This window comes from Rhizobacter sp. LjRoot28 (assembly GCF_964253025.1).
Taxonomy (GTDB): domain Bacteria; phylum Pseudomonadota; class Gammaproteobacteria; order Burkholderiales; family Burkholderiaceae_C; genus Rhizobacter.
Genome location: NZ_CAXUQC020000001.1, coordinates 3,014,182 through 3,033,182, shown reverse-complemented (window position 1 = coordinate 3,033,182; position 19,001 = coordinate 3,014,182). Strand labels below are relative to the sequence as shown.

Sequence of the window (19,001 nt, the reverse complement as noted above, 5' to 3'; positions counted from 1 at the left end):
CGCGAAAGCCAGGGGGCTTTTTCGCGTCTTCGCAAGCCCCCGGTGTGGCTGGTTCGACCCCGTGAGTCAGGGATTGGTCGGTCCCCCGCCCTCCGGGATGATCCTGACCCAGGCGCCGACTGATCGCGAACGTGGGCGCCGGCTTTGACCGGGTGAACACCACGCCTGGCGCAGGGCCAGCTTCGAGGGTGAAACGACATGGGCGGAGGTACCGGCTCGCGTACCATGCGCAACGGCGCATCGGTGGCGGGCAACCGGCTCGGCGCGCAGCCCGACCGAAGCGGTCGCTCGCAACTTCGTCCTGCACCCGGCGTCCCCGAGGTTCATTTCCCTCCCTTTCATCCAACGCACACCATGACCACTATCGCCATCGTCGGACTCGGCTATGTCGGCCTTCCCCTGGCCGTCGAGTTCGGCAAGAAGTTCCGGACCATCGGCTTCGACCTGTCCGTCGCGAAGGTGGAAGCCTATCGGCGCCACGTCGACCCGACGGGCGAGGTGAGCACCGAGAACCTCAAGGCCGCGTCGCAGCTGACCGTCACGACCGACCCGTCCGCCCTGCGCGACGCCGACTTCGTCATCGTGGCCGTGCCCACGCCGGTGGACGACGCGCACAACCCCGACTTCTCGCCGCTCGTCGGCTCGAGCACCTCCGTCGGTCGCAACCTGAAGCCGGGCGCCACCATCGTGTTCGAGTCGACGGTGTACCCGGGCGCCACCGAAGAGGTCTGCATCCCCATCCTCGAGGCCGAGTCGGGCCTGAAGTGGAAGAAGGACTTCTTCGTCGGCTACTCCCCCGAGCGCATCAACCCCGGCGACAAGGTGCACACCCTCACCAGCATCACGAAAGTGGTGTCCGGCGACACGCCCGAAACGCTGGACCGGGTGGCCGAGATCTATTCCGCCGTCATCACGGCCGGCGTCTACAAGGCCGCCAGCATCAAGGTCGCCGAGGCGGCCAAGGTCATCGAGAACACGCAGCGTGACCTGAACATCGCGCTGGTGAACGAGCTGTCGCTCATCTTCCACCGCATCGGCATCGACACCATCGACGTGCTCGAGGCGGCCGGCACCAAGTGGAACTTCCTGCCCTTCCGTCCGGGCCTGGTCGGTGGCCACTGCATCGGCGTCGATCCCTACTACCTCACCCACAAGGCCGAGCGCATGGGCTACCACCCGCAGGTCATCCTGGCGGGCCGCCGCATCAACGACGGCATGGGCAAGTACATCGCCGAACAGACCATCAAGAACCTGATCCAGGCCGGCTTCCAGGTGAAGGGCGCCAACGTCGCGGTGCTCGGCCTCACCTTCAAGGAAGACTGCCCGGACCTGCGCAATTCCAAGGTGATCGACGTCATCCGCGAGCTGGAGTCGTACGGCGTCACGGTGCACGTGCACGACCCCGTGTGCTCGGCGGAGGAAGCCAAGCACGAATACGGCGTCAACCTGGTCTCATGGGAGCACCTGCCGCGCTCGAACGCCATCGTCGCTGCCGTGGCCCACAAGGAACTCAAGGCCCACACGGTCGATGCGTACGTCGAGAAGCTCGCTCCCGGCGGCCTCTATGTCGACGTGAAGGCGCAGGCCGACGCCGCAGCGCTGCGCGAGCGCGGCATCAGCGTGTGGCGCCTGTGATGGACGCGTTGCAGACGGTCCTCGCCCAGGTCGAGGCCTCGCCACGCCGCTGGCTGGTCACGGGCAGTGCGGGGTTCATCGGTTCCCACCTGCTCGAGAACCTCCTGCGCGCGGGCCAGCAGGTCACGAGCCTAGACAACTTCGCCACCGGCCACCGACACAACCTCGAGCAGGTGCGCGAGGCGGTCGGCGAAGCCGCCTGGGCGCGCCACCAGTTCATCGAAGGCGACATTGCCGACGCCGACACCGCCCGCCGTGCTTGCGAGGGCATTGATGTGGTGCTGCACCAGGCCGCGTTGGGCTCCGTGCCGCGCTCCATCAAGGATCCGCTGACGACGCACCGGGCCAACGCCACCGGCTTCCTCAACATGCTGACCGGCGCCAAGGATGCGGGCGTGAAGCGCTTCGTGTACGCGGCGTCCAGCTCCACCTATGGCGATTCGCCCACCTTGCCGAAGGTCGAGGACGTCATCGGACGGCCGCTGTCACCCTACGCCGTCACGAAATACCTCAACGAGCTGTACGCCGATGTCTTCGGACGCACCTACGGCCTCTCGTCGATCGGGCTGCGCTACTTCAACGTCTTCGGGCCCCGCCAGGATCCGCACGGTGCCTACGCCGCCGTGATCCCGAAGTGGGTGGCGGCCATGCTCAAGGGCGACGCCTGCCTCATCAACGGCGATGGTGAAACGTCGCGCGACTTCTGCTTCATCAACAACGTCGTGCAGGCCAACCTGCGGGCTGGCATCGCCGACGACCCGGACGCCTCGAACCAGGTCTACAACGTGGCGGTGGGCGACCGCACGACGTTGAACCAGTTGCATGCGGCGATCGCCGGCTCGCTCGCCGTCGAGCGTCCCGCCTTGCAGGTGGCGGCCCCGGTGTACCAGGACTTCCGTGCCGGTGACGTGCGGCATTCGCTCGCCGACATCAGCAAGGCGTCACGACTGCTCGGCTACGCGCCGACGCACGACGTGCACGCCGGCCTCAAGCAGGCCGTCGCCTGGTATGTCCGGGACGCCGAGCGCCGCGGCTGAACCCGATCGGCCCGCGCCGCTTCAGCGGCCGGGTTGCGTGCCGATGGCCTGGCACGCCGGATAGGTTTCCCCGCGAACCGTGACGCGGGTTTCGTTGTCGTGCTGCCAGAGGCTGGTACCCGGGTCGCCGGCGGCCACATGGCGCGTGCCCGCGGCCGCGGGCAGCGGCCTGAGTTCCCAGGCCGCGCCGTCGGCCCGCAACCACCAGACGTCGTCGACCCGCTCCAGCGACACCTCCCGCTCACCGCAGCGCAAGCGCGTCACGGCGGCCGGCGTCAGCTGCACCGGCTCCAACCACAGCGTGCCGACGCCCACTCTCCCGGGAGCAGCGGTCACCGACGTGGCCGGCCCCACCCACCGCATGCGGCCATCGACCCACAGACTGCCTCGCAGCTCGTAGCGGGCGCCGCTCGCGCGCGGGATGTTGGCGAGGGCCAGTTCGAAGGGCACCGGCACCTGCCGTCCGCTCAGGGCAAAGCGGGTGAAGGCGACGGGCGGCGCGCCCGGAATCAGCGGATCACGGAGCTCCACCAGGGCTTCGGCCTCGGCGGGCAGCGCCACCCGGGCCCGGTAGCTCAGTTCCCCTTGGAGCACCGCACTCACCGGTGAGGGTGCGGGCGCGGGCGGCGGCGGAGGTACCGGCGCGGGCGCACGCCGCGCGCTGCCACAGGCGGTGAGCGATATGGCCGCGAACAGGGCGAGCAGGGCAGGGAGGCGCGTCATGCCCCGAGTGTCCGGCGAGCCGGCGGGCCGTGGGGCGATTTCCCGCCGGGACGGCGGGGAATGGCGCGGCAGCGCCCCATGCTCACTTCAGCTGGCGCGCCCAGTCGCCGACCAGTTCCAGCAGCTGGCGCTGTGCGGCGAGCGGCGTGACGGTGTGGTCGATGGTCGGGCAGTACTCGGTGCGCACCTGGGTCGCAAAACCGTGGCCCGCGAAGGCGTCCTGAAACTGCCCGTCGTAGTTGTACTGCGGCAGCATGCTGCCGGAAAACACGGCGCACACCTGCACACCGCGGTCCGACAGGGCCTGCATCGTGCGCGCGTAGTCTTCGCGGCTCGGATGGGCACGTCCGCCGTCCGCGGCCATGTCGCCCGGGCCCGTGCGTGCAGCCGCGAGGCGCCGCTTGATCCAGGGCCAGACGGCGCTCAGGATGGGGCCGCCCAGGCGGCGGCGGTAGCGCACCCAGCGCGTCTTCGGCGTGGGATAGGCATAGCCGTCGAGCATGCACAGGCCAGCCACGCGAGCATCCGCGGCGGCCACGGCCATGCCGTTGTCCGCGCCGGAGCAGATGCCGGCGATGACGAAGCGGTGCACGTCGGCCGTGCGCTCGAGGTGGTCCATGGCGGCCCGGATGTCGGCCACGGCCTGCTCGCGGAAGTCGCCCGACGCGGAGGAGACGCGGCTGTCGCCCTGGCCGGACAGGTCGAAGCGCAGGCTGGCGAAGCCTTGCGAAGCGAGGTGGCGCGCCAGCTTCACGTTGATGCGGTGCGGTCCGATGCGGTGCACCACGCCTGCATTGAGCAGCACGAATGCGGCCGCGGCCGGCGTGCCGGAGGGCAGGGCGAGCGTGCCCACGAGGTGGCGTTCGGCGCCGAAGACCAGTGGAATTTCGTTCATGCTCACGCCTCCGGGGCGATCAGTGTGGCCAACAGCTTCACCGCTTCCTGCGGCACGAGCGCGGTGTTCAACGCCTCCTCCGAGGCCCAGTCGAACGCGTGATCGAAGGCCTGCAGTTGCACGTTGCTGCCCTGTGAGCGGCAACGCGAGGCCAGCTGGGCGGCGGCAGCGTCACGGCCCGGCGCGATCACCACGATGTCCGGGCAGCGCAGTGCATCCAGCGCGGAGGGCTTGAGTGCCTGCAGGCCGTTCGTGAGCGCGTCGCTCATGCCGAATCCCAATGCCTCGTTCACGGGGGGCCGCTGAAAGACCTTCGGGACGAGCCCGAAGCTTTGCCGCAGTGCGGTGCGATGCTGAGCGGCAAGCGAACCGAGGTAGGCGCGGCCATCGACGATCGGCTCCCAGAGCAGCAGCCGGGCCGGCGGCGCAGGTGCCTTCATGGACGCCAGCGCGGCGAGGCTCGCGCCCAGGCGGGCACCGAGCCAGCTGACCGACGCGCCCATCGCGCGTCGCTGCAGCTCCTGGTGCGCCAGCAGGATGTCCTCCTGCCAGATGTCGAGGTTGCCGTCGGTGTCGTCACCGGACGAATCGCCCGTGCCGTGGTAATCGAAGCGCAGCACGTGGACACCGCCGCGGGCCAGTCGATCGGCCAGGACGCGGTACATGCGGTGGGTGCGAACGGCCTCCTGGCCGAACGGATTGCACATCAGTACGGCCGGCGCAGGAGAGCGGCCGGGCGCGGCGGGATGGTGGACGCCATGGAGCTGGCGGGAAGGCGGACCGAAGCGGAAAGGAATCATGAGGAGCAGTGGCCGGGCCGCAGTCGGGCCCACGAGATGACGGCGCGCGCGCCATCGACCACGGACTCTACATCGACCACCACGGCGCCGTGTGGCGCCTGCACCTTCACCTCCCGCGATCCGGGGGACAGACCCACCTCGAACGAGTGGGGTTCCACCGCCAGTCCGCAACCGATCGCCTTCAGGCAGGCCTCCTTGCGGGTCCATCCGTACAGGAAACTCAGCGTTCGCTGTGCGGGTGCTGCCGCGTTGAACGCCGCCTGCTCGTTCGCGGTGAAGTGATGGCGGGCCAGCGCGTCGGCGTCGTCCATCGGGCGCAGCAGTTCCACATCGACGCCGATCTCGCCCTCGGGCGCCACGGCGAACACCGCCAGGTTCTCGCAGTGGCTCATGTTGAACGCACAGCGCAACCCGTCGCCCGGGTCGGGTCCGATCAGGGCCGGCTTGCCGAACGGCCCGTCGACGAACATCAGTTCACTGGCGGGGCGTCCCGTGTGCTGCGACAACAGCCGGCGCAGCGCCGCGTGCGCGGCCGTGTAGCGGCGCCGGTGTCGCTCATGGATGAAGCGGGCGGCCCGTGCGCGTTCGGGCTCGGACAGCACGGCAGCGCCGGCGGCCGGTTCGCCCGCATCCTCATCCAGGTCGGTCCACCACAACTGCGTCGGCGCCGCGGACGGCGCCATCAGCCGCTTCATGGCGAGGCGTGGTGGTCGTTGCTGCGCAAGGCGCCCATCAACCGGCCCCAGAGCCCCTTTGCCGCGGGTCGTCCGCCGTTGGCGCCCGCCGGCACCCCGGTGGCGTGCGGGGCCTGCGCCGCTGCAAGCGTGACGGGCGCATCGTCCCGGGCGCCAGGGGGCTGCCCCGCGTCGCTCGCACCGCCGGCAATCTGGGCCAGTGATTCGAAGATCAGCCGGCGCACGTTCAGCCGCAGGCCGAGCCGCTTCTCGATCTCGATGACGGCCCGCATGGCCAGCAGCGAATGCCCGCCGAGGTCGAAGAAGTTGTCGGTGACGCTGACCTGCTCCACGCCCAGCAGGGACTTCCAGACCTCGACCACGGCGGCTTCCGCGTCGGTGCGCGGTGCCACGACGTCGCGCCGCGTCGTGGCGGCCACGGTGGCGGCCGGCACCGGAAGCGCATGGCGGTCGGTCTTGCCGTTCGGCAGCAGCGGGATCGCTTCGAGGAAGACGATGTGCTGCGGCAGCATGTACTCGGGCAGGTTGCCTCTCAGGTGTTCGCGAAGCGCATCGGTGGTCGGGGCGGTGCCCCGCGCCACGACGTAGGCCACGAGGCGCAGGTCGCCCGGTTGGTCCTCGCGCACGATCACCAGCGAGCGACCCACCTGGGGATGGGCGGCCAGGTTGCTCTCGATCTCGCCGAGCTCGATGCGGTAGCCACGCACCTTGACCTGGAAGTCGAGCCGGCCCATGTGATCGAGCAGGCCGTCATGGCGCCAGCGCCCGCGGTCGCCGGTGCGGTACATCGCATGGCCGGGGCGGAACGGGTCCGGCACGAAGCGCTCGGCCGTGAGCTCCGGTCGATGGAGGTAGCCCGTCGTCACGCCGTCGCCCGCGATGTAGATCTCGCCGGGCAGCCCGATCGCACAGGGCTGCAGGCGTTCGTCGAGCACATGGACCTGGGTGTTGGCGATCGGCCGGCCGATGGAGATGCCGCGCTCGGGCGACTGGACCTGCCAACAGGTCGACCACACGGTGGTTTCCGTCGGCCCGTACATGTTCCACAGCTGGCCGGTGCGTTCGAGCAGCTTGGTGGCGAGGTCGGTCGGCAGACCCTCGCCGCCGACCAGGGCCTTGAAGCGACCGTGGCCCTGCCATCCCGATTCCAGCAGCATGCGCCACGTGGAAGGGGTGGCCTGCATCACGTTGGCCTCGGTCGATTCGACCAGCAGGCGCAAGGCCTGCGGGTCTACCGCGGCGTCCCGGGAGGCCAGCACGACTTCCGCCCCCACGGCGAGCGGCAGCAGCAGTTCCAGCACCGCAATGTCGAAGCTGAGCGTGGTGACCGCCAGCAGTCGGTCCCCCGGTGCGAGGCCGGGGACCCGCGCCATGCTGTCGAGGAAGTTCACGACCGCGCGGTGTGGCACCACGACGCCCTTCGGTTTGCCCGTCGAGCCGGAGGTGTAGATGACGTAGGCCGCGTCCTCGGGGGTTGCGTCGTGGGCAGGGTCCGCGGCCAGCGCTGCATCGGGCTGGCCCGCGATCGCCATGGCGTCGATGTCGATGAGCACCGACTTGCTGCGCGGCCAGTCGATCGCATGCACGAGTGCCGACTCGGTCACCAGCAGGGCGAGCCGGGCGTCCTCGGCCATGTAGGCGAGGCGGTCCGTCGGATAGGCGGGGTCGAGCGGCACGTAGGCGGCACCGGCCTTGAGGATGGCCAGCTGTCCCACGACCATCTCGATGCCGCGCTCCAGGCACAGGCCCACGAGCGCCCCGCGGCCGATGCCACGCGCGCGCAGTGCATGGGCCAGCCGGTTCGCGCGTGCGTCGAGCTCGCTGTGGCTGACCGCGCCGAGAGCGGGCTGCTGAATGGCCGTGGCGGCGGCATGGCGTGCGGCCGTTTCGGCGATGCGCGCATGCACCGTGGCGTCCAGCATGAAGTCCGCGTGCGTCGCGTTCCAGGCGGCCAGCGTCGCGGCTTCGTCGGGCGTTGCGAGCGAAAAGTCCGCCAGCCGGCGCGCCGGGGTCTCGAGGGCCTGGCGCAGCAGGTGCTCCAGTCGCAGCAGGAAGCGCTCCGCCGTTTCGGGATCGAAGATGTCGCTGTTGTAGGTCAGCGCCACTTCCAAACCGGCGGCCAGCTCCACGCAATAGAGGCTGAGGTCGTGGCTCGAGCCGCGCAGCTGGATGTCGAAGCGCGAGTGCGCCACGTCGTCCCACTGCACCGCTCGCTCGCGCACGTCCTGGAAGGAGTAGAGCACCTGGGTCACGAGGGGACGGCTCGCGTCCCGTGGCACGCCGAGCGCCTGGATGAGGTGCTCGAAGGGCACATCGGGGCTGGCAAAGGCACGGCCCACGGTGTCCTGAACCTGGCGCAGCCAGCGGTCGAAGCCGGTGCCCGGCTCCGGGCGCATGCGCAGCGGCAGCGCGTTCACGAAGAAGCCCATCAGCGGTTCGACCTCGGGCTGTTCGCGGCCGCGCACCGGGGTGGCGATGGCGAAATCGGATTGCCCGGACATGCGGTGCAACTCGAGCGCGTAAGCGGCCAGCACCACGGTCGACAGGGTCACGCCATGGCGGCGCGCCAGCTGGTGAAGGCCCTCGACCAGCGGCGCGGGCAGGATGGTGCTGTGCGAGCGGCCATCGCCGCTCATCTCGGCCGGACGCGGACGATCGGTCGGCAGCTCGAGGGTGTCGGGCAGCGGTGTCAACGTCTCACGCCAGAAGCTCAGTTGCTCGGCCAGTTCGTCGCCCTGCATCCATTCGCGCTGCCATTCGGCGTAGTCGCCGTAGCTGACGGCCAGCGCCGGCACCGTGGCTGGGCTGCCATGACGGAGGGCCGCGTAGAGCGCGGCCATCTCGCGGTACAGCAGGTCGAACGACGAGCCGTCCCAGAAGAGGTGGTGCACCATGAAGAAGAACACATGCCGGTCGTCGTCCAGGCGGAACAGGTGGACGCGGAAGGGCGGGCCCTGCTCGAAGTCGATGATCTGCTGCGTGAGTTCGAGGATGCGCGCGCGGATGTGCACCTCGCGCTGCTCGGTCGGCAGGTGGCGCACGTCCTCCACGGGCAACCAGGTCACGCTGACGTGGTCGAGCACCCGCTGGCGGGGCCCTTCGGGCGTGCGTTCGATCACCGAGCGCAACGCGCTCTGGCGCTCCACCATTTGCTGGAACGCCTGCTGGAAGGCCGCCACATCGAGCGGCCCGCGCAGGGTGTGGGCGGACGGCAGCTGGTTGAACGGGGTGCCGGGCGTCATGTTCTCAAGGAACCACAGCCGCTGCTGCATCAGCGACAGCGGCGCAACGCGCTGCTCGGCTCGGGCCTGCACGCGCATGAGGCGTGCGGGAGCGGCGGTCGATGCCGAAGGCGTGGCGGCCTGCAGCGCGGTGGCCAACGCCGCGGGCGTGGCGTTCTCGAACAGGGTTCGCAGCGACAGCCGGCGGCCGACGATGGCGCCTGCGCGGGAGGCCAGCTTGGCCGCCTGCAGCGAGTGGCCGCCGAGTTCGAAGAAGTGGTCGTCGAGGCCGACCGACGGCACGGCCAGGACCTCGGCCATCACGGCCGCGATGCGGTCGGCAAGGTCGGCGGGCAGGGCGGCCGCGGGTGCAGCGGCCGCGCCGGCCACCGGGGCGGCGGCTTCGGCCGGCGTCACCGCCGGCGAGGCGTTCGCGACGACCGCCGGCACGGCAAGGCTCGGTGCGGCCGCGGGCGAGGGCAGCGCCTTGCGGTCGATCTTGCCGTTCGGCAGCAGCGGCATGGTGGCGATGAGCACCACGTGCTGCGGCACCATGTAGTCGGGCAAGCCCGCCTTGAGCGCCTGCCGCAGCGCGCCGCTGTCGAGCGCCACGCCGGCGGCGGGCACCGCGTAGGCCACCAGCCGGACGTCGCCGGGCTCGTCCTCGCGGGCCATCACCACGGTGCGGGCCACGCCCGGCAGCGCGGCGAGGCGTGATTCGATTTCACCCAGCTCGATGCGATAGCCACGCACCTTCACCTGGAAGTCCAGTCGGCCGAGGTGGTGCAGCTGCCCGTCCTCACCCCAGCGTCCGAGGTCGCCGGTGCGGTACAGGCGGGCACCGGGCGTGCTGTTGAAGGGATCGGCCACGAAGCGCTCGGCCGTCAGTTCCGGCCGATTGAAGTAGCCGGTCGCCACGCCCGTGCCGCCGATGCAGATCTCGCCCTCGCCGCCGACGGGGCAGGGGTTCATCTGCTCATCGAGCACCCAGACCTGCGTGTTGTCGATGGGCCGGCCGATGGTGATGCGCTGGCCGGCGTCCTGGATGCGGGCCAGCGTCGACCAGACCGTCGTCTCGGTAGGGCCGTACATGTTCCACAACTCCACGCCCGCAGCGAGCAAGCGGGTGGCCAGCGCGGGCGGCAGTGGCTCGCCGCCGCACAAGGCACGCAGGCCGGCGGGCGCCTGCCAGCCGGCATCGAGCAGCAGGTGCCAGGTGGTGGGCGTGGCCTGCATCACGTTGATGTGGTGCCGCCCGATCAGCTCGGCCAGCGCCTCGGCGTCCATCGCGTCCTCGCGCTGGGCCAGCACGACACAGGCGCCGCTCACGAGGGGCACGAAGAGCTCCAGCACCGCGATGTCGAACGACAAGGTGGTCACGGCCAGCAGCCGGTCGCCGGCGTGCACGCCGGGCTGGCGCTGCATGCTCGCGAGGAAGTTGCACACCGCCCGCTGCGGCAGCACCACGCCCTTCGGGTGGCCGGTGGAGCCGGATGTGTAGATGACATAGGCGGGGGCGTCGTCCGAGCCGCCCGATGGACCGTCCACGGGCGTGCACGCAGCGGCCGCCAGCGCCGCGCCGTCATCGTCCACGCGCAGCTGGCGCTCGCGCGGCAGGCCGGCCAGGTCGGCGTGGCGCCGCTCGGTGATCACGGTGTGCAGCGAGGCATCCTCCGCCATGTACTGCAGCCGCTCCTTCGGAAAGCCGGGGTCGAGCGGTACGTAGGCGGCACCGGTCTTGAGCACGCCCAGCAGGGCCGGCACCAGGTCGACGCCGCGCCCGAGGCACACGCCGACCAGCGCGCCGGCACCCACGCCGCGCTCGCGCAGCAGCTGCGCAAAACGATTCGCGCGCTCATCGAGCGCGCGGTAGGTGAGGGATCCGTCTGCGGCCACCAGGGCGGTGGCGTCCGGTGTTCGCAGCGCCTGTCGCGCCACCCACACCTCCAGCCGCGGGTGGGGCTCCAGTGGCACGGCGGTGTCGTTCCATGCGATCAGGCGCGGGTCGATCGCGGCCGAGGGACCGGTGGCCCCTTGGGCATCGAGCGCACCCTCGAGGCCGTCGGCCCATCGACGGCATTGGCCCACCAGCTCGTCGGCGAGCGACTGCGCCAGCGACGGGCTGAAGAACTCGCTGCCGTGGTGCAGGTCCAGCGTGAGCGAATCGTCGTTCTCGTAGAAGTTGAAGAACAGCTCGCTGAGGATGCCCTGCTTGCGGCCCTCGTGCAGGGTCGCGGTGAGGGGTGCGTAGGCCGAGAGGTCGATGCGCGGGTTGAGGTTGAAGTAGATGCCGGTGAGCGGCGGACGGCTGCCCGCGCTGCGCAGGCCCAGCGCACGGGCGACCGTGCCCTGCGTCATCAGCGGGTGCTCGAGCGCGTCCATCAGGTGGTGGCGAACGCGCTTGAGCAGCGTCTGGCCGTCGTCGTCCGGCGTGCAACGCAGGCGCAGCGGCAGGTCGAGCACGCCGTCGGCCATCAGGGGGCCGTGGCGCTGCAGGCTCTGGCTCGCGTAGGGAATGCTGACGACGAAGTCGTCCTGCCCGCTGCGCCGGTACAGCACGGCCGTGACGGCCGCGAGCAGCACCTGAAAGAGCGTGGCCGACTCCCGCTTGGCCTGCGCGCGCAGTCGCGCGAGCGCCTCGCCGTCGAGTCGCACCCGCACGGTATCGGCGGCAAACGTGCGCTCGGCGCCGGGGCTGCGGTCACCGAGCGAAAGAGGGGCCGGAGCATCGCGGAGAACGTCGCGCCAGTAGGCGAGGTCGGCCTCGGCGTCCGGCGAGCTGAAGCGTGCCTGTTCGGCGACGCCGAAGGCAAGGGCCGACTCCGCCGGCTTGAACGCCGGCGGCAGCCCGGTGCTGCGGGCACGGTAGGCGACGGCGAGCTCGGCATTGAACACGCTCGAGGCCCAGCCGTCGAACACCAGGTGGCTGGCCACCACGTGGACGACGGTGCGACCGTCGCCGAGCATCAGCAGGCTCACCGCAGCCAGGGGCGCATGCTCGACCGGGAAGTCGCGCAGGCTTGCCTGGGCACAGAAGTCGTCGAGCGCGGCGTCGGCATCGGGGAGCTGACGCAGGTCCACGTCGGCGATGGTCAGCTCGAAGGTCGGCGACAGGCGTTGCAGCGGCTCCTCCAGGTCGAACCGCACGCGGAAGGCCTCATGACGGCGCAGCACGTCGAGGACCGCCGCCTTGAGTGCAGCGCGGTCCACGTCGCCCGACAGGCTCACGCAGAAGGATTCGTTCAGCGCACGCCGTGCCGAGGGATCGAAGCTGCCCGCCAGCCAGCGCTCCGTCTGGCCCGGGGTGAGCGGCGCTTCCTGCGGCGTGGCCGGCTTGTCCCCGGGGCCCTTCGGCGCCGGGCCGCCTTCGCGCGGCGTGATGAAGCCCAGCGCCATCAGTTCGTCCAGCGCGTCGGTGAAGACGGTGAAGATGCGGTCGGTCTCGGCGTCGCCCATGGCTTCGGTGACGAAGTGACCGAACTGCTCGTACAGGTGCAGGCCGTGATAGCGCACGAGGTAATAGAAAAGGCTGACGAACTTCTGGTTGTCGTCCCAGCTGAGGCGCCACAGCGAGGCACAGTGCACCGCCTGCACGGGCGCACCCCGCACGGCGAAGGCGGCGTTGAGGCGGTCGATCAGGCGTTGGGTCCGGTCGTTGAGCGCCTGGTAGAAGCCCCGGCCACCTGCCTGGATGTGGCGCAAGGTGGCACGCGCGGCAGCGAGCGCGAGCGGGTGCCGCACGAAGGTGCCCGCGAAGTAGGTGACACCCGCCTCTGGATAGGAATCGTCGCCGTACTGCCACTGGCCGCCGTCGAGCGCGTCGAGCCAGCGGTCGCTGCCGGCGATGGCCGCGAACGGCAGGCCGCCCCCGATGACCTTGCCATAGGTGGCGATGTCGGCACGCACGCCGTAGAACTCCTGTGCGCCGCCCGGGGCCACGCGAAACCCGGTGACGACTTCGTCGAAGATGAGCGCGCAGCCCGAGGCGTCGGCGATCTCGCGCAGGGCGCGGACGAACTCCCGCGGCTGAACCGTCGGGTACTTGTTCTGGATCGGCTCGGTCATGATGGCCGCGAGCTCATGGCCGCGCTCGCGCAGCACGCGCAGCGACTCCTCGCTGTTCCAGTCGAGCACGAGGACGTTCTCGACGGCGTTGGCGAGGATGCCGGGAGCGGCCGACAGCGAGCGCAGCTGGCGCGTGCCGCGCACGATCACTTCATCGAAGATGCCGTGGTACGAGTTGCTGAAGATGGCGATCGTCTTGCGCCCGGTCACCGTGCGGGCCACTCGCATGGCACCCATCACCGCCTCGGAGCCGGTGTTGCAGAAGCCGACCCGCTGCATGCCGGTGAAGCTGGAGATCAGCTGCGCGACCTCGGCCGCCAGCGGGTGCTGCGGACCGACCTCGAGGCCCCGGTCGAGCTGCTCATGCATGGCGGCCACGACCGACGGCGGCTGGTAGCCCAGCAGGTTGCCGCCGAAGCAGGAGAGCAGGTCGATGTACTCGTTGCCGTCCAGGTCCCACAGGTGCGCACCCTTCGAGCGGTCGACGACGATGGGGTAGACCAGGTCTTTCCAGAGCGGGTTGAAGCCCGTCACGACGCGCGGGTCGGCCATCAGCTTGCGGTGCTCCTGGCTGAACGCCTTGGAGCGCCCCGAGCGCTGGTTGTAGCGGACGATGAAGTCGTCCAGCCAGCGTTGCTGGCCCGGCGTGAAGTTGCGGGCGGCCTCGAGCGTCAGGCGGGGCGAGGCGCCGAAGGGCTTCTCGACCAGGGCCTGGCGCGACAGCTCGGGACTTGTCGTTGCCATCTCGGCCGCCAGAGTCGGAGCGGCGGCCGGTGCCTCCGCAGCGGGCGCGGGCGCCTGCACGGCGGGCAGTGCGGCAGGGGCGGACGGCGCGAGCCCCAACGGTTGGCCCGCCAGCAGTGCCAGTTGTTGCGCCATCAGCTGCATCTGCTGCTGGATCAGTTGCTGCACGCCTGCGCCTGCGGCTCCGACCACCGGTGCGAACACCGGCGCCGGCATGGCCGACGGGGCCGTGGAAGCGGGCGCCGGCGCCGCGGCCGCCGGGACGGCGGGCGCGGTCTCGGCCGGGGGCGGCGGTGCGAAGCGGTCGGCGGGCAGTTCGCCATCCAGAAAGCCGGCGAGCTTGTCGATGTCGTTCAGGTCCTCGAGCAGGCGCCGGAAGCGCAGCTTGACGCCGAACACCCGCTCCAGCTCCAGCGTGGCCTGCGTGAGCGACAGCGAGTCGAGGCCCTGGTCCACGAAGCTGGCGCTGCGGTCGATGTCTTCGGCCGGCACACCGGAGACGTCGCTCAGGATGCGCTGGAGTTCCTGTTGAAGGCGTGGGAGACGGGTCATGGCAACGGGCACGGCGGCGGTGGAAGCAGGGGCGATCTGCAGCGCGGCGGCGCTGGCAGGAAGAGAGGAAGGCGTCTCGGCAGTGGCCGGCGCCGCACGGCGCTTGAACCAGTGCCGTTCGTCCTTGAACGGGTAGGTGGGCAGGGCCACGCGTTGTGCGCTGGCGGCCACGGGCCAGGCGATCGGTACGCCGAGCGACCAGAGGGCGCCGATGGCCGACAGGGCCGAAGCCGCGGGCTCGCCCGGGTTGTTGGCGGGGCCGAGCACGGCCACCTGGCGCGGCACGCTGCCTGACATGCCGCGGTGCTGGCGCAGCAAGGCGGTGAGTGCCTGGCCGGGGCCCACTTCGATGAAGACCGTGTGGTCGCCCTGGGCGAGTTCGGCGGTGACGGCCCGGGTGAACTGCACGGGCGCTCGCACCTGGCCGGCCCAGTAGCCGGGGTCGCGCGCTTCGTCCGCGGCCAAGGGCGCGCCGCTGACGCAGGAGTAGACGGTGCGGCGTGGAGGCTGCAGCGTCGTGCCTGCCAGGGCAGCCCGCACCCTCGGCAAGGCATCGTCCATGGCGGCACTGTGAAAGGCGTGAGACACCCGCAGGCGCGTCGTGCCGATGTCGCGTGCCTCGAGCTGCTGCGCGAAGGCATCGATGGCCTCTACGCTGCCGGCCACCACGGTGAGGGCCGGCGCGTTGTGCCCGGCGATCTCGACACCGGCGGGCAGCAGCGGGCCGAGCGTGTCGGCGCCGGTGCGCACGGCCAGCATCGCACCGCCGGGTTGCGCGAACATCGCCTGGCCGCGGGCGATCACGGCGACCGTCGCGTCCTCCAGCGACATCACGCCGGCGTGGCAGGCGGCGGCGTACTCGCCGATGCTGTGGCCGATCATCGCGTCGGGCTCGACGCCGAGGCTGTCGAGCCAGTGGGCGAGGGCGATCGAGACGGCGAACAGCGCAGGCTGCGCATGGCGCGTCTCGGCAAGGAGGCGCGCCACCGCGTCGTCGGCAGGGTCGGCATCGACCAGCCACGCGCGCAGCGGCACACCCAGCTGCGGTTCGACCACGGCCATCACGCGCTCGAAGGCTTCACGGAAGGCGGGCGCTTCGTCGCACAACTGGCGGGCCATGCCGGGATGCTGCGAGCCCTGGCCGGGGAAGAGGAACACCAGCCGCGGCGAGGGCAGGACCTCGACCGGCGACTTGAGCGCACGCAGGACCGCCACGGCTTGCGCGGTGCTGCCGGCCACCACGGCCTGGCGGTGCGCCATGGGCCGACGCCCGCGCATCAAGGTGGCAGCCACGGCGGCCAGTGGCAGGTCGGGGTGCTGCTCCAGGTGTGCGGCCAGTTGGCGTGCACGGGCGGTCACGCCGTCGGCGTCCCGGGCCGAGAGCGGAAGAACCCAGCGGGCAGCCTGGGCCGCTCCGTTGCCGACGAGGGATGAACGCTCGACGGCCGGGGCTTCCTCCAGGATGACATGCGCATTGGTGCCGCCCACGCCGAAGGAACTCACTGCGGCTCGGCGCGGCTCGTCCGCCTTGCGCGGCCACGGCGTGCTGCCGGCGACCACCCGGAATGGCGATGCTGCGAAATCGATCTGCGGGTTGGGGCTGCGGAAGTGCAGCGTGCCGGGAATGACTTCACGGTGCAGCGACAGCGTCGCCTTGATCAGGCCGGCCACACCCGCGGCCGCGACCATGTGGCCGAGGTTGCCCTTGAGCGAGCCGAGGCCGCAGAACTGCGCGTCCGGCGTGTCCTCGCGGAAGGCCCGGGTGAGGGCGGCCACCTCGATCGGGTCGCCGAGCGAGGTGCCGGTGCCGTGGGCTTCCACGTAGCCGATGCTGCGGGCGCTGAGGCCGGCGTGGTCCAGACCCATGCGGATCGCCTCGGCCTGGCCGCTCACGCTCGGCGCCGTGAAGCTGGCCTTGTCGCCGCCGTCGTTGTTCAGGCCGACGCCGCGGATCACCGCGTAGACGGTGTCGCCTTCGGCGAGCGCATCTTCGAGTCGCTTGAGCACGACCACGGCACCGCCGCTCGCGAATACCGTGCCGGTGGCGTCGGCATCGAACGGGCGGCAATGCCCGTCGGCCGATTCCATGCCGCCTTCGACATGCAGGTAGCCGGTGTGCTGCGGGACGCTCAGGCTGGCGCCGCCGGCGAGCGCGATGTCGCACTGGCCGGCAGCGAGCGCATGCCAGGCCTGCGCCACGGCGACAAGCCCCGTGGAGCAGGCGGTGTGCACGCTGACGGCGGGACCGTTCAGGTTCAGGCGGTGAGCCACCCGCGTCGCGACGTAGTCCTTCTCGCTGGCCAGCATGGTCGCGAACTCGCCGTAGCGTTGCGCGAGCTCGGGGTCTTCCTGGCGCAGGGCGGTGATGTAGCTGTTGTTGCCCGTGCCGGCGTACACGCCGATGCGGTGGTCTTGGCGGGACGGGTCGACGGCCGCGTGCTCCAGCGCCGTCCAGCTGAGCTCGAGCAGCAGGCGCTGTTGCGGATCGGTCACCGCGGCCTCGCGCGCCGGCAGGCCGAAGAACCCGGCATCGAACCGGTCGGCGTCTTCCAGCACGCCCCGTGCGGCCACGAAGTTGGGCCGCTCGCGCAGCGAGGCCGGCACCGAGGCGTCCAGCTCGGCGGCCGAGAAGTGACGAATGCCTTCCCGGCCGGCGAGCAGGTTGTTCCAGAAGGCCTCGACATCCGCGGCACCCGGAGTGCGGCTCGCCATGCCGATGATGGCAATGCCCGCGGTGGCCTCGCGTCGCGAGGCGCCCGCAGAGCGGCGGCGGCCCGCGGCCTGGCCGCTGGCCGCGATGCCGGCGACGGTGGGGCGGTCGTAGACGTCGGCCACGCCGATGTGGCCGATGCCGGCTTCCTTGAGCTGCGAGACGAAGCGCAGCACCAGCAGCGATCGGGCGCCGAGGTCGAAGAGGTTCTGGTCGTCGGCGAGCGCGTCCAGACCGAGCAGTTCCTGCCAGAGCGCGCGGCACAGGCCGCGCAGGTCGGAGCGATCGACCGGCCGCGCCGGCGCGGCCGCCGGCAGCGGCAGTGCACGACGGTCGATCTTGCCGCTCGGGGTGGTGGGCAGGGCCGCCAGCGCGACGAAGCGCACCGGCACCATGTATTCGGGCAGGCGTGCGCGCAGGTGAGACCGCAGGGCCGGCACCAGCGCCTGGGCGTCCTGGCCGGCGTCGAGCACGAGGTGGGCCACCAGCTGGCGGCCGGCACCGGGAATGTCAGGCGCGGTCACGACCGCATCCCGCACCGCCGGGTGGGCCATCAGCACGAGCTCGATCTCGCCCGGTTCAATGCGGAAGCCATCGACCTTGAGCTGCTGGTCGGCGCGGCCCAGGTAGGTGAGCACGCCATGGGCGTCGGTGCGGACCAGGTCGCCGCTGCGGTACCAGCGGCCGGGCAATCCGGGAATGTCGGTGCGGAAGCGTTCGCCGGTGAGGTCTTCCCGGCCCAGGTAGCCGTGGGCGAGGGTGGCGCCCCCGATGAGCAGTTCGCCGATATCGCCTTCGGTCGGCCGGCCGGTCTCGGGGTCGCACAGCGCGAGCACCGCGTGCGGCAGCGCCTGGCCGATGGCCGGGATCTCGGGCCACGTGCCGGCCGGCCCCGTGAGTTCCAACGCGGTGACGACGTGGCTTTCGGTCGGACCGTAGTGGTTGTGCAGCGCCGCGTGCGGCAGGCGTTCGAAGAGTCGGCGGATGGCCGGTGTCACCTGCAGCTGTTCACCGGCACTGATGACGTCGGTGAGGTGCGAGGGGACGTCGTCGCCTGCAGCCTGGGCGATCATCTGCAAGGCCACGTAGGGCAGGAAGATGCGCTCGATGCGCTGGGCCACCAGGGCCTGGTGCAGCGCGGCCGGGTCGCGTCGCACGGCCTCCGGCACCATCACCAGCGTGCCGCCGCAGGCGAGGGTGGAGAAGATCTCCTGGAAATGCACGTCGAACGACAGCGGCGCGAAGAGCAGCGTGCGGGCGGGGCGGCCGAGCCGCTCATGGGCGGCATGCCAGTCGATCAGGTGGGCCAGTGGCGCGGCGCCCATGGCCACGCCCTTGGGCCGGCCGGTGGAGCCCGACGTGAAGAGCACGTAGGTCAGGTCCGGAGCGACGCCATGGGGAGCGTCGCCTGCCGGCGCCGGATGGGCGAGCGTCGGGAAGGCACCCGCGAGCCGGCCGAGTTCGGCCAGTGCGGCCTCATCGCCCAGCACGGCGCGGGGACGGGCGTCCTCGAGCATCGCCTGCAGCCGGTCGGCCGGGTAGGCGAGGTCGAGCGGGACGTACGCCAGGCCGGCGTCGACCACCGCCAGGATCGCGACGATGGTGTCGGCGGAACGGGTGGCGGCGATGCCGATGCGGTCGCCGGGACGGAAGCCCGATTCCACCAGGCGGGCCGACAGCGAGTGAACATGCTGCAGCAGTGCGTCGTACGTGAGCGAGGTGAGCGGCGTTTCGAGCGCCGCGGCCGTGGGCCACCGACGGGCGGCATCGCGCAACACGGAGGCAAGGGCGCGCGGGGCGTTGGGCGACTCGGCGGGGGAAGGACGACGTGCGGTCATGTCGGGTGGAGCAGCCGGCGGCCGTCCAGTGGGTAAAGGGCTCAGGCTGCAGGTGATGCCGCAGCCTGGACGAGCGGGTGTGCGCG

General features: G+C 71.1%; 7 protein-coding genes. 2 read left to right on the top strand and 5 right to left on the bottom strand.

What is annotated here, in order from left to right:
- Window positions 1-354 precede the first annotated feature (354 nt).
- Together ACSQ2F_RS13810 and ACSQ2F_RS13805 are read left to right on the top strand one after the other, a co-directional pair.
- Window positions 355-1,635: a nucleotide sugar dehydrogenase gene (locus tag ACSQ2F_RS13810; protein WP_436023718.1), complete on the top strand. Its 1,281-nt coding sequence runs from the start codon at window positions 355-357 to the stop codon at window positions 1,633-1,635.
- Window positions 1,635-2,672: an SDR family oxidoreductase gene (locus ACSQ2F_RS13805; protein WP_436023716.1), complete on the top strand. Its 1,038-nt coding sequence runs from the start codon at window positions 1,635-1,637 to the stop codon at window positions 2,670-2,672. Before ACSQ2F_RS13810 ends, ACSQ2F_RS13805 begins: the two co-directional genes overlap by 1 nt.
- A gap of 21 nt (window positions 2,673-2,693) precedes the next feature.
- Here the strand turns inward: ACSQ2F_RS13805 and ACSQ2F_RS13800 are convergent, their stop codons facing one another.
- The 5 genes from ACSQ2F_RS13800 to ACSQ2F_RS13780 all read right to left on the bottom strand — a co-directional run bounded on the left by ACSQ2F_RS13800 (window position 2,694) and on the right by ACSQ2F_RS13780 (window position 18,915).
- Window positions 2,694-3,395: a YbaY family lipoprotein gene (locus ACSQ2F_RS13800; RefSeq protein WP_436023714.1), complete on the bottom strand. Its 702-nt coding sequence runs from the start codon at window positions 3,393-3,395 to the stop codon at window positions 2,694-2,696.
- Window positions 3,396-3,477: 82 nt separating this feature from the next.
- Window positions 3,478-4,290, bottom strand: coding sequence for an alpha/beta fold hydrolase (locus ACSQ2F_RS13795; protein ID WP_436023712.1), 813 nt, complete (start codon window positions 4,288-4,290; stop codon window positions 3,478-3,480).
- Between the two features lie 2 nt (window positions 4,291-4,292).
- Complete coding sequence (locus ACSQ2F_RS13790; RefSeq protein ID WP_436023710.1) at window positions 4,293-5,090, bottom strand: serine aminopeptidase domain-containing protein; 798 nt, start codon at window positions 5,088-5,090, stop codon at window positions 4,293-4,295.
- Entirely contained in the window at window positions 5,087-5,785 is a 699-nt protein-coding gene (locus ACSQ2F_RS13785) for a 4'-phosphopantetheinyl transferase family protein (RefSeq protein ID WP_436023708.1), read from the bottom strand. Before ACSQ2F_RS13785 ends, ACSQ2F_RS13790 begins: the two co-directional genes overlap by 4 nt.
- Window positions 5,782-18,915 carry an amino acid adenylation domain-containing protein gene (locus ACSQ2F_RS13780; protein WP_436023706.1) on the bottom strand — a complete coding sequence of 4,378 codons (13,134 nt, stop codon included), beginning with the start codon at window positions 18,913-18,915 and terminating at the stop codon, window positions 5,782-5,784. The genes ACSQ2F_RS13785 and ACSQ2F_RS13780 overlap by 4 nt, the downstream gene beginning before the upstream one ends.
- Between the last annotated feature and the right edge of the window lie 86 nt (window positions 18,916-19,001).